The 12,028-nt window shown below is 36.8% G+C and carries 13 protein-coding genes; 8 read left to right on the top strand and 5 right to left on the bottom strand.

Going from position 1 to position 12,028, the window contains the following annotated elements:
* Window positions 1–19 precede the first annotated feature (19 nt).
* Window positions 20–1,336: an ABC1 kinase family protein gene (locus tag C1724_RS22860; protein ID WP_102349069.1), complete on the bottom strand. Its 1,317-nt coding sequence runs from the start codon at window positions 1,334–1,336 to the stop codon at window positions 20–22.
* A 167-nt stretch (window positions 1,337–1,503) separates the two neighbouring features.
* Window positions 1,504–2,364: a manganese catalase family protein gene (locus C1724_RS22865; protein ID WP_102349070.1), complete on the bottom strand. Its 861-nt coding sequence runs from the start codon at window positions 2,362–2,364 to the stop codon at window positions 1,504–1,506.
* A 208-nt stretch (window positions 2,365–2,572) separates the two neighbouring features.
* On the opposite strand from C1724_RS22865, the gene C1724_RS22870 reads away from it, so the two are divergent.
* Both C1724_RS22870 and C1724_RS22875 read left to right on the top strand, forming a co-directional pair.
* On the top strand, window positions 2,573–4,096 hold the full coding sequence (locus C1724_RS22870; RefSeq protein ID WP_102349071.1) for a glycoside hydrolase family 26 protein: 1,524 nt from the start codon (window positions 2,573–2,575) through the stop codon (window positions 4,094–4,096).
* 168 nt (window positions 4,097–4,264) lie between these two features.
* Window positions 4,265–4,897 (top strand): alpha/beta hydrolase, encoded by a 633-nt coding sequence (locus C1724_RS22875; RefSeq protein WP_102349072.1) that lies wholly within the window; start codon window positions 4,265–4,267, stop codon window positions 4,895–4,897.
* A 51-nt stretch (window positions 4,898–4,948) separates the two neighbouring features.
* Here the strand turns inward: C1724_RS22875 and C1724_RS22880 are convergent, their stop codons facing one another.
* Window positions 4,949–5,239, bottom strand: coding sequence for a hypothetical protein (locus C1724_RS22880; protein WP_102349073.1), 291 nt, complete (start codon window positions 5,237–5,239; stop codon window positions 4,949–4,951).
* A 260-nt stretch (window positions 5,240–5,499) separates the two neighbouring features.
* Here C1724_RS22880 and wrbA point away from each other — a divergent pair, with 260 nt between their 5' ends.
* The 3 genes from wrbA (at window position 5,500) to C1724_RS22895 (ending at window position 9,181) form a co-directional block, all read left to right on the top strand.
* Window positions 5,500–6,111, top strand: coding sequence for an NAD(P)H:quinone oxidoreductase (gene wrbA, locus C1724_RS22885; protein ID WP_102349074.1), 612 nt, complete (start codon window positions 5,500–5,502; stop codon window positions 6,109–6,111).
* 1,943 nt (window positions 6,112–8,054) lie between these two features.
* Window positions 8,055–8,387 (top strand): YnfA family protein, encoded by a 333-nt coding sequence (locus C1724_RS22890; protein WP_180994423.1) that lies wholly within the window; start codon window positions 8,055–8,057, stop codon window positions 8,385–8,387.
* A 161-nt stretch (window positions 8,388–8,548) separates the two neighbouring features.
* Window positions 8,549–9,181: a nucleotidyltransferase family protein gene (locus C1724_RS22895; protein WP_102349076.1), complete on the top strand. Its 633-nt coding sequence runs from the start codon at window positions 8,549–8,551 to the stop codon at window positions 9,179–9,181.
* Between the two features lie 104 nt (window positions 9,182–9,285).
* On the opposite strand, the gene C1724_RS22900 is transcribed toward C1724_RS22895, so the two are convergent.
* Both C1724_RS22900 and C1724_RS22905 read right to left on the bottom strand, forming a co-directional pair.
* Window positions 9,286–9,948 carry a hypothetical protein gene (locus C1724_RS22900; RefSeq protein WP_102349077.1) on the bottom strand — a complete coding sequence of 221 codons (663 nt, stop codon included), beginning with the start codon at window positions 9,946–9,948 and terminating at the stop codon, window positions 9,286–9,288.
* Window positions 9,949–10,123: 175 nt separating this feature from the next.
* Window positions 10,124–10,585: a hypothetical protein gene (locus C1724_RS22905; RefSeq protein WP_102349078.1), complete on the bottom strand. Its 462-nt coding sequence runs from the start codon at window positions 10,583–10,585 to the stop codon at window positions 10,124–10,126.
* Between the two features lie 296 nt (window positions 10,586–10,881).
* Between C1724_RS22905 and C1724_RS22910 the strand changes: the two genes are divergently transcribed.
* The 3 genes from C1724_RS22910 to C1724_RS22920 all read left to right on the top strand — a co-directional run bounded on the left by C1724_RS22910 (window position 10,882) and on the right by C1724_RS22920 (window position 12,004).
* The gene (locus tag C1724_RS22910; RefSeq protein ID WP_102349079.1) at window positions 10,882–11,142 is read left to right on the top strand and encodes a metal-sensitive transcriptional regulator; all 261 of its coding nucleotides are present in this window, start codon (window positions 10,882–10,884) and stop codon (window positions 11,140–11,142) included.
* A gap of 90 nt (window positions 11,143–11,232) precedes the next feature.
* The gene (locus C1724_RS22915) at window positions 11,233–11,460 is read left to right on the top strand and encodes a sulfurtransferase TusA family protein (protein ID WP_102349080.1); all 228 of its coding nucleotides are present in this window, start codon (window positions 11,233–11,235) and stop codon (window positions 11,458–11,460) included.
* A gap of 64 nt (window positions 11,461–11,524) precedes the next feature.
* Complete coding sequence (locus C1724_RS22920; RefSeq protein WP_102349081.1) at window positions 11,525–12,004, top strand: DsrE/DsrF/DrsH-like family protein; 480 nt, start codon at window positions 11,525–11,527, stop codon at window positions 12,002–12,004.
* Window positions 12,005–12,028 lie beyond the last annotated feature (24 nt).

Below are 12,028 nucleotides of genomic sequence, written 5' to 3' on the forward strand. Positions count from 1 at the left end.
ATTCATCGTGAGGGTCTTCCTATTTATAGTCCCCGTTTGCTTGTATTGAATTGCTAGTCTGAATAGGAGAACTAAAAGTAGCTGGTCCTATACGAAAAAGGATTTCAAACCAGTTTGTTCGCGGTGCTAATTCATTTAAAACGGTGATAAGCATTCCGGCTCCTCTTAACAGAAACATGTATTTTGCTTGAAGTTGAATGGGGCTTTTATTTATGAAATATTTGAGTCCTGAAATGACATGTTTGAACTCCTGTTTCGATTGATGCTCAATAGCTCCATCTAGTCGGTCAAGAAGTTGCGAGAGCATAGGTAATAGTTCTTTACGGTCAGCATCTTTAGGAAGAAAACCCAGTTCCTCAAAAGCAGTTAGCACACCCTCTAAATCACGAAACATAATACAACGAAACAGGCTCCGCAATGTTTGAATCTCTTCAACTGTCAGTTCGTCAATCATTCCGAAGTCTAAAAAACAAAGCCGATGGTCGGGTAATAGTAGTAAATTACCAGGATGGGGGTCCACATGGATAAACCCAAACACAAGCAGCTGCTTAAAATAGGCATCTAGTATTGTTTCACCCATCATCACAGTATCGATATTCATATTATGATTTGTAATTCGAGCACCCTCCATAAATTCCATAACTAAAATAGTAGGTGTACTAAGATCTTTGAATACTTTTGGTATTTTAATGCGGTTATTATTTGAAAACATGTCTTCAAAACGCAGCATATGATTGATTTCTTGATCGCAATCTAATTCCCGTTCAATCGTTTCAGTAAATTCCCTATGCATCTCAATAAAATTCATTTTTCGATTTAAAGCAGGTATTTTTTGAACAACTTTCACAGCAAGACCGATTGTGCTTAAGTCAATTCGGGCAAGTTTCGCCATGCCTGGTCTAATAATCTTGACGGCAACTACTGTACCATCATTTAAAACAGCTTTGTGGACTTGTGCAAGTGAAGCAGCAGCAATCGCTGTTGTATCAAATTCCTTAAAGATAGACTGAACATTTTCTTTTTCAAGTAAGCGTTGGATAGACTCAGATGGTGAAGGTGGTAGCGCATCCTGCAGGTCTTGTAATTCTTTTGTAAAAGCTTGAGGTAAAATATCTTGCCGCATACTTAAAAATTGTCCAATCTTAACAATGATTCCTTTTAAACGACTAGCAGTAATCCTATAACGTATTCCAGCTTTTTTATGTATTCGATTCACAGCTATGTCTCGTTTTTCCCCTTGAAGTCGTTTATGTATCAAACTGATTTTCCAATAATCAATTACAAACGAGAGTGCTAAACGGATAATATAAAAACGGCGTAGTACTTTTATTTTCAAGATGTTACACATCCATTCCTTGTGATTGTGCAATCAGTTCTATTAAAAATGATACTATTGCTAAAAGGGTTTTACAATTAATAGTTGAAGCTATACTTAATTCGAACAGTACCTACCCCTTCTTTACAAATAACAAAACATGGTAGGTACTGAATGAACATATATATTTACCCGATATCAGGTGGAATTAATCGGTTATTTTCTCTAAGAACAGTTGGCAACGTATCATGAATATAAGGAGGTGCTGGCTTTAATATAGGTTTTTCTCCGAAAGGTACTGGTTGTGCAACATAATTGAAAGTTCCTAGGCCGTCCATACTTGGCCCATTTGCCCACCGTCCAGTTGCACTTTCACTTCCACGAGAATAATTAAATAAAGTATAAGAAACTTCGCATTTTTCCAGCTGTCTAGGGAACGTACTAGGTACGACAACATTTTCTTTAGCTTCCAGTTCTCTGATTGCGGCAATCCATTGATTTTGATGCATCGTATCTCGCGCAATTAACCATGAAAGCATGTCTTTCACACCACGGTCATTGGTTGATTCGTATAAACGAACAGCTTGTAACCGTCCTTGTGATTCCGCATTAAGATTAGCTCTAAAATCTGCTAGTAAATTTCCGCTAGCAATAATATAATCAGCTGTCCATCTATTGCCGACACTATCGGCAGGCATTGCCCCAAGACCTGAAACAATGGCATGTTGAGGATTCATTCCTCCAAGAATTGCTCCAATTACTGGGTCCTTTGCAGCTTCTTCTAAGTCACCTACAGGCGCCCCATCTAATAGTCTAGCAATCATAGTGGCAAGCATTTCAATATGGGCCAGCTCTTCAGCTCCCGTATCCATTAGTAAGTCTTTATATTTACCGTTGCCACGCACACTCCACCCTTGAAATAAGTATTGAAGGGCAACTGAAATTTCACCAAACTGTCCGCCTAAGATCTCCTGTAACTTTTTTGCATACAGTGGGTCAGGTCTTTCAGGTTTTGCATGATATTGGAGTTCTTTTACATGATAAAACAAAAGGTACCACCTCAAAAAAATAGTGTAAGCTTTAGGCTTCAACGTAGTATATTAATAGATATTTTTTAGGTGTATGTCTTGTTGGAATATTTGTTTATTTTTCAGGTGGCCTATATATTCATACATTTTGATATTGATCGCTATGAATACTTTTTCTGTGATTAATGAATTCTATCTACTATTGAATTAAGTTTGTGGAGGTTTTTACATGAAAAAGTATTTCTTTTGGATAATAGCATTGTGTCTACTACAATACTGTATTCCAACGCAGGTACTAGGGAAGATACATTCTCCTGAAATAATGAACCTTGAAGCTAAAGTAAAGGCCGCTGAAAAGTCTAAAAACTGGAATAATGCAGCTATTTATAGTTCAAAACTTGCAGAGCTATATGATTCAACAGAGAAATATAAGAAAGCAGCTCATTTTTACCGTCTTTCAGCAACTTTTTGGGAAAAAGCGGGTCATCCTGATTGGGGAATTGTCAAGGTAATTCGCGCCGATCACATTGATACTGAAATTAAGCTGTTAGTTGAGGAGCCAAAAGAAAGACCTGCTAAATTGGCGAAATTTGAACCAATGAGCGGTACGTATTTAGGAATGTTCGTCGCAGGGAAACGGGAAAATGGCCGAGTTAATAGGGTAGATGAAATATACGGAAAAAAACATGCTTTGTATTTAACGTACACGTCTTGGAGAAAAAAATATAAAGACACGAATTCGTATTTTCCCACTTCATTTGCGGAAGAGGTTAAAAGAAATGGAGGGGCGTTGCAAATCGGGTGGGAACCTTCAAACGGATTAGATGATGTTAGTGATGATGCGTATGTTCGACAGTTTGCCCGAGAGGCCAACCGAGCTGGAATCCCAATTTTCTTACGATATGCAAGTGAAATGAATGGGGAATGGGTACCTTGGAGTAGGGATCCACAAAAGTATGTAGAGAAGTTTAGATTGATACATGACATTATGGAAGAAGAGGCACCGAATGTTGCTATGGTTTGGTCTCCAAACTTTTTACCGCGACATAATATAGATCCCTATTATCCGGGAGATGATGTAGTAGACTGGATAGGGTTTTCTTTATATACGATTCCGTACTCACATGGGAAGGAAGTGTTAGGGGGAAACCCAATCGATTATTTGCGACCGCTTTATGAAAAATATCAACATAAACCGATTATGATTTCAGAGGGTGCTGTTTCACATTACAGCTATCAACTCCAAAAAGATTATTCCCAATGGGCAGCAGGCCAAATTGGGAACATGTACGGTTTTTTGCCAAAGTTATTTCCTAATGTAAAAGCAATCACATATTTCAATTTAGATAAACGAACAACAAATTATGATAATCAAAATAATAATTATGATTTAGGTGATAGTCAGTTAGTTGATGATTATTATAAGCGAATGATTGCCGATGAGTGGTTCTTATCAGATATTCAAAAGGAAATAGTGGAACAAAATCCGAGTGAATATATATCATTAGAAGAAATCAAAAAACCAACAACAGTAAGGAATTGTATGGTTTATGTGAAATTGCCATTAGGGCAACAACCGTATTACGTTGCAGCGTATCAAGGTAAACGAAAATTGGCAGAATCCTATTCCCAGCCGTGGGAGTTTAATATTGATTTTTCAGATGTCACTCTAAAGCAACCGATCACGATCATTGCATTTGATAAACAGTTTCGGCGCTTGGCAGAAAGGGACATAATACCACTACATAAATAAAGAAACCATGCAACTGGTGCTTGATCTGCTTATAAAATAGATCACGCATCAGTTTTTGATTATAAAAAGGACATTTAAAGTTTTGTGCAGAATTTAATCTGTATGATATTTCCAGTGATTTTTAGGCAGTTATTAATAACGAATAAATCTAAATTAGGAGGTTATAGAATGCAAGCGACCTTTCATTATCAGGTTTCCACACCGACTAATATGGAAACAGGAAAAACGTATCCGGTTTTATTTGCGTTACATGGTATTGGACATAATGAAAAACGTATGTTAGAAGTTTTTGAGGGTGTGAAGGAAAAATATATACTAATCGGGATCCGTGGACAGCTTACATATGAAAATGGATATGCATTTTATTATTTAAAGAGCTACGGTAATCCAGAACGAAGGTTGTTTGATGAAAGCATGGAACGATTACAGTCTTTTATTGAATATGCATGTAATAAATACCCAGTAGATCGAGAAAGAGTACACATTGGCGGGTTTAGCCAGGGAGCGATTTTGGCGAACTCACTTGCATTAGTGTTAGGAGAAACGTTAAAAGGGATTGTTTCAATGAATGGCTATATTCCATCTTTTGTTCCCGAGGACTATCCGACAAAGCCTATCCATCATCTTTCCATTTTTCTATCAGATGGTGAATTTGATCAAATCTTTCCGCCTGAAGTAGGAAAAAAGAATTATGAGCATTTTAGAAATTCAGGTGCTGCTGTAATCTATAAAACATATTCAACTGATCATCGGATTATTGAGGAGAATAAAAGTGATCTAACAAAGTGGTTACTTGCTTAATATAAAACCTGCACTTGAAATTTACTTGAAGTGCAGGTTTTTTTATTGATATTAAAAGTTATTCATCATGTTGCTTTGCTGTTGAGGAGCGAAACGAGAATTTTGCATCATTCCACCTTCTTCGTGACAAGCTTTATACATATCTTCTAGTTGATCTTCAGACCAAGTTGGATGCATGTTTTTCATGAATGGTAGCATCTCACTAAATGATGGAACACCATTTTCAAACAACTTATACATTTCTTCTTTAGTCGGCAGTTCATTTGCAAGAACACTTGTACTAACGGCGCCAAAAGCTAGACCTACTGTTAACAGCACAGTAATCAGTTTTCTTTTTCCCACTTTCCTCAATCCTCCTTATCTATTTGTCTCAATTATAGGTCTTAATTATGAAGTAATTTTGCAGATTTAATGACAATTATAGAAACCTTTTATTACAAAATAATGACTAATTAAAATTAACTACATTCTTTGACTAAGTGAGTCCTGCATTAATGTTAATATCCTTGAATTAAATGAACATTAAATTGAAATAATAGAGGTGTTGTGATGGTTTTTTTATCAAACCTACTTAGAAACTGATATAAAAAGGAGACAATCGGATGTCAAATGTTAAATTAGCGGTTATTTATTACAGCATGGGTGGGACGAACTATCAATTATCCAGATGGGCTGAAGAAGGTGCAAAAGAAGCGGGTGCAGAAGTGAAGGTCCTTAAAGTGCCAGAGTTAGCACCACAGTCTGCAATTGAGGGAAACCCAGTTTGGAAAGCGCATGTGGAAGCTACCCAATCTGTGCCAGAAGTAACATTGGACGATTTAGAATGGGCAGATGCAATAATTTTTAGTGTACCAACACGTTTTGGTAATATGCCATCTCAAATGAAACAATTCTTGGATACTACAGGTGGTTTATGGTTTAATGGAAAGCTTGTAAATAAAGTAGTGAGTGCCATGAGTTCAGCGCAAAATTCACATGGTGGTCAAGAGGCAACTATTTTATCTCTGTATACAACCATGTATCATTGGGGTGCGATTGTGGCAGCTCCTGGTTACACTGATCCTGTTATCTTTGGCTCAGGTGGAAACCCTTATGGAACAAGTGTGACGGTAGATCAAGATGGTAATATGATAGAAGATGTGCAAGCAGCTGTTAAACATCAAGCGATACGGACTGTAACTGTGGCTGAATGGGTAAAAAAAGCGAATCAATAAATTAATTATAGAGCTGGTCTTTGTAGATCGGCTTTTTTTGTTGCACCCAATCTATATGCGGCCAAAGCTCTTCATAAGGCGAATGAAGAGGAAACAGAGAGAAAAAGTAGTGTACAAAGCTCTTGAAGTGCAAGAAAAGCAAAGATCCGGTAACGAATAACCGCCATTCGTTCCCATAAGTGCAAAAAAAGCAGAAAGCTGGTAACGAATAACCGCTAAACGTTCCCGTAAGTACAAAAAAAGCAGAGAGCCGGTAACGAATAATCGCTAAACGTTCCCGTAACTGCAAGAAAAGCAGAGAGCCGGTAACGAATAATCGCTAAACGTTCCCGTAAGTACAAAAAAGGCAGAGAGCTGGTAACGAATAACCGCTAAACGTTCCCGTAAGTACAAGGAAAAGCAAAGAGCCGGTAACAAATAACCGCTAAACGTTCCCGTAAGTACAAAAAAGGCAGAGAGCTGGTAACGAATAACCGCTAAACGTTCCCGTAAGTACAAGGAAAAGCAAAGATCCGGTAACGAATAACCGCTAAACGTTCCCGTAAGTACAAAAAAAGCAGAAAGCTGGTAACGAATAATCGCTAAACGTTCCCGTAAGTACAAAAAAAGCAAAGAGCCGGTAACAAATAACCGCTAAACGTTTCCGATAGTACAAAAAAAGCAGAGAGCCGGTAACAAATAACCGCTAAACGTTTCCGATAGTACAAAAAAAGCAGAGAGCCGGTAACAAATAACCGCTAAACGTTCCCGTAAGTACAAGGAAAAGCAAAGATCCGGTAACGAATAACCGCTAATCGTTTCCGATAGTACAAAAAAAGCAGAAAGCCGGTAACAAATAACCGCTAAACGTTCCCGTAAGTACAAAAAAAGCAAAGAGCTGGTAACGAATAACTGCCATTCGTTCCCATAAGTACAAAAAAAGCAGAGAGCTGGTAACGAATAACCGCTAAACGTTCCCGTAAGTGCAAGAAAAGCAAAGATCCGGTAACGAATAATCGCTAAACGTTCCCGTAACTGCAAGAAAAGCAAAGATCCGGTAACGAATAATCGCTAAACGTTCCCGTAAGTACAAAAAAAGCAGAGATCCGGTAACAAATAACCGCTAAACGTTCCCGTAAGTACAAGGAAAAGCAAAGATCCGGTAACGAATAACCGCTAAACGTTCCCGTAAGTGCAAGAAAACCAAAGATCCGGTAACAAATAACCGCTAAACGTTCCCGTAAGTACAAAAAAAGCAAAGAGCCGGTAACGAATAACCGCTAATCGTTCCCGTAACTGCAAGAAAAGCAAAGATCCGGTAACGAATAACCGCAAATCGTTCCCGTAAGTACAAAAAAAGCAAAGAGCCGGTAACGAATAACCGCAAATCGTTCCCATAAGTACAAAAAAAGCAGAGAGCCGGTAACAAATAACCGCTAAACGTTCCCGTAAGTACAAAAAAAGCAGAGAGCCGGTAACGAATAATCGCTAAACGTTCCCGTAAGTACAAAAAAAGCAAAGAGCCGGTAACAAATAACCGCTAAACGTTCCCGTAAGTACAAAAAAAGCAGAGAGCCGGTAACAAATAACCGCTAAACGTTCCCGTAAGTACAAGAAAAGCAAAGAGCCGGTAACAAATAACCGCTAAACGTTCCCGTAAGTACAAAAAAAGCAGAGAGCTGGTAACGAATAACCGCTAAACGTTCCCGTAAGTGCAAGAAAACCAAAGAGCTGGTAAATAAGGCGAATGAAGAGGAAACCAAGAGGAAAAGTAGTGTCCAAAGCTCTTCATAAGGCAGATGAAGAGGAAACCAAGAGGAAAAGTAGTGTCCAAAGCTCTTCATAAGGCTAACTACAATAAATCCCAAACGTTTTTATCAAAGTATTAGTTTAAAGTGATTTATTCTAATCTGAGCATTAAAGTAATGATATACTTCATTAATATAATATTCTTTTAGGAAGTGATGATCGTGCTTTATGCATTTGTGCTATTTACCCTTGCCGGTTTGCTTGAAATTGGCGGTGGGTACCTCGTTTGGTTATGGCTCAGAGAGGGAAAACCATATTATTGGGGAATCTTAGGTGGTATTGCATTAGCTTTATATGGTGTAATTGCTACGTTTCAAACATTTCCTTCTTTTGGTCGAGTGTATGCAGCTTACGGGGGTGTTTTTATTATACTTTCTGTATTATGGGGATGGGGAATTGATAAAAAAACACCGGATGTCTACGATTGGGTTGGAGCGGGAATATGTTTAATTGGTGTATCTGTCATGTTGTTTTCGCCACGGCATTAAGATTCATACTTACGAATTTGTTAAACACCATGATGTTTTTTACATAAATGAACAATTTACGATTTAAAGACTGATAGAATCCGCCCTATATCTTTAATCCAAATGATTTACATATTCATTACAATACGTCTAAAATTAATAAAAGAGGTGAACTATTGAAGATGTATAATAATGTGAAAATTGGAGCAGTTATTTTAGCAGCTGGTCTATCTAGTAGGATGGGGCAGCCTAAACAGCTGATGCAATTGGCAGGAAAGCCCTTATTTTTATATAGTGTTGATAAGGCTATAACGGCAAACTTAAACCCAATAGCTGTTGTAACGGGTAAATATCATCATGAGCTGACAGACCATTTAGGTTCACGAAAAAATGTTTCTATTTTGAATAATGAGGAATATGCAGAGGGAATGGCTACTTCCTTGCGTAAAGGGATACGAAGTATAGAAGGAAATAATGTAGATGCAGCTTTTGTTATGCTTGCAGACCAACCATTTATTCCACTTTCGTTAATAGATAATATGATACAATCGTATCTTGAAAATCGCAGCAAAGGTTATTTAATTTTTCAGCCACAATATAATAGTAGTCCTGGACATCCTGTTTTATTTGATTCAAGTTTGTTTTGCGAATTTAGGCAACTTGAAGGGGATGTTGGTGGAAAAGAAATTCTGCAAAAATATAAAAATCAAATAAAGAGAGTTCCTGCGGGTGATGACTCTTGGAATTTTGATATTGATAATCCTACAGACTATGAAAAAGCTGTTCAAATGGTAAAGAATGAAATGAGAGAATAATAAAGGCGAGAAATGTAAGCAGATCTAAATGAATCTTTTTTATAATTTCCTTGATAAAAATAAAAAAAGGATATGGAAATTATACCCATATCCTATTCTGTATTCTACTGCTGTTCATCATGCCATACGATTTCACTAACAATGATTTCAGATCTTGGTCCAAAGCCATCCGCATAATCTTCAGGGAAATAATAGTATAAAGTATATTCTTTAGTATTGTGCTTGAAAATTGCTGCGCGTCCAATCATACCTTCTTTTTGCAATGAGAATTCCTTTTCTGAAAAATCGTAAGCTTTTTGATCCTGGCTTTCAATTGTAAAGCCATTACCTTCTAGCTCTTCAATTAATTGTGTTTCTGTTTGACTTTTGATTTTTAATGTAGCATCTTCATTTTTAGTGCCACCGAAGTTTGTAAATACATTGAATGTATCTGAATTTGATTCCACTACCATATCATCAGGTACATATGTTGAGAAACCTAGTTCTTTATGATGATGAACATTGACGACTTTTTCTTCTGCCATACCTTCAAGCATCATGTTTACAGTCTTTTGTTCTTCTAATTCAGGTAGAGCTTGTTCTGGCTGTTCTGGCTGTTCTTCCTGAGATTCCTCATTTGACTCTGTTTCAGCATCCTTTGTATTTTCATTTGTTTCTGCATTTTCCTCTTTTGGCGTATCCTCTGCTATATTTTCGTTCGTTGTATTACAGCCTACAAGACCAATAAATACACCAACTATTATAATGAACATTGAAATTTTCTTCATTAAAAATCCTCCTTGTGTAGTTTAACTTAGTTCAATTCTTAGTCGTTGGTTGCACTAAAAAGTTTCATATTTATAAAATATTATAATTCCAATTTTATCCTTTACCGACAAATTACATTCTTTATAAAAAAGACGAAGGCTCTTGAAGTCAATTCAAGAGCCCATTTTTTACAAATTAATTTAAAGGTTCTTTATTTCGTAATGCAAAAATAAATATACAGGCAGCAAGTCCGCCGGTAAGCACAGTAATAATGGTTAGCAGCACGGCACTGTCTGAATATTTTTGATAGAGCCAATGAAAAACAACAAACCAAAATATACCGATAAGAAACGCAATTATTGTACCTAGAATAGGGATAAAGTTTATTATGATGGTTCCAACCGTAACAATTAGCAGTTTTACACCGCCACTACTGCCAAATGGGAACCATTGAAGTTTGTTATCAATGAGTTCACCAATAATATAGGAATTACCGATCGGAACAAAAGCAAGCCATTCGTTGTTGATCTGGGCACGCTTTGCCATATTGTATAAACCTACAGCACTGAGAATATAGGGGATAATCAATAACAGTAAAAACAAGATTAGAGCGCCAAAGCTTAACATTACCAACCCGCCAGCTTCATATTCTGTCAACTGAAACCCTCCTGTCAAAGTAAAAGTTAATCATTAAAACACAAATCTGTATATTATAGATGTGTCCCACCCAATTTATGTATAAAATGCAGAGCAATGGGCTTGTCTTTAACCAACATAAGGATAATGACCTAGACCTGATTACGAAAAAACATATTTACAAAATACCTATATGGGTATATAATCGAATTAGTAAGGCAAGCGGTTATAAACAAGTAGAGAGATGCAAAGATTAGTAATAGTAATAAAAATTAATAGCAGCTTTTCTAATAAGTAAGAAAGGTGGTTATATATAGATGGAATATGATAAGGCAGTGAAAAACCGTATGAAAAGAATAGAGGGGCAGGTTAGAGGTGTTCTTCGAATGATGGAAGAAGAAAAAGAATGTAAAGATGTCATTGTCCAACTGTCCGCAGCAAGAAGTGCATTAGAAAAAACGATTGCTGTAATAGTTAGCAAAAATTTAGAGCAATGTGTGCGTGAAAAAGCAGCAAACGGAGAACAGTCAGATGATGTTGTAAACGAAGCTGTGCAATTGCTTGTAAAAAGCCGATAAGAAAAATTAGATTATGCTGTTGACATAAATTGATACGTTTTGTAATATACCTATAGGGGTTATAGTGAATGAATATAAGGAGGATTTTAAATGAACTCAGATAAAATCTTAGATGCAAAAGGTCTTGCATGTCCAATGCCCATAGTTAAGACGAAAAAAGCCATGGATGAGCTAAAGTCAGGTCAAGTCCTTGAAGTTCATGCAACAGACAAAGGGGCTAAAAATGATCTAGCAGCATGGGCAAATTCAGGTGGACATGAATTAGTCCATGATAAAGTAGAAAATGATGTTTTGAAATTCTGGATTAAAAAAGGATAATTTTTTTAATACTTTATATACCTGTACGCGTATATGTAAAACGATAAATTTAAGGAGAGATACGATGTCAGAGCAAAAATCAACGAATATTATTTTATTTAGTGGAGAATACGATAAAGCAATGGCAGCTTATATTATTGCAAATGGTGCTGCAGCTTATGACCATAAAGTAACCATTTTCCATACATTCTGGGGTTTAAATGCATTACGAAAAGATGAGCTAGTACCTGTTAAAAAAGGGTTCCTTGAAAAGATGTTTGGTAAGATGATGCCACGTGGAGCAGATAAGTTAGGGCTGTCTAATATGCATTTTGCAGGAATGGGACCGAAAATGATTAAAAGCGTGATGAAGAAGCATAACGCAACATCTCTACCTGACTTAATTGAGATGGCTAAAATGCAAGATGTAAAATTAGTAGCATGTCAAATGACAGTTGACTTATTAGGATTCCAACAAGAAGAATTAATGGATGGTGTAGAATTTGCTGGCGTTGCGGCATATTTAGCTGATGCTGAAAATGGGAATGTAAATCTATTTATCTAGTAAAATACGAAAGAGGTGCAAACT

Origin of the sequence: Bacillus sp. Marseille-P3661 (genome assembly GCF_900240995.1) — a bacterium.
GTDB lineage: Bacteria > Bacillota > Bacilli > Bacillales > Bacillaceae_J > OESV01.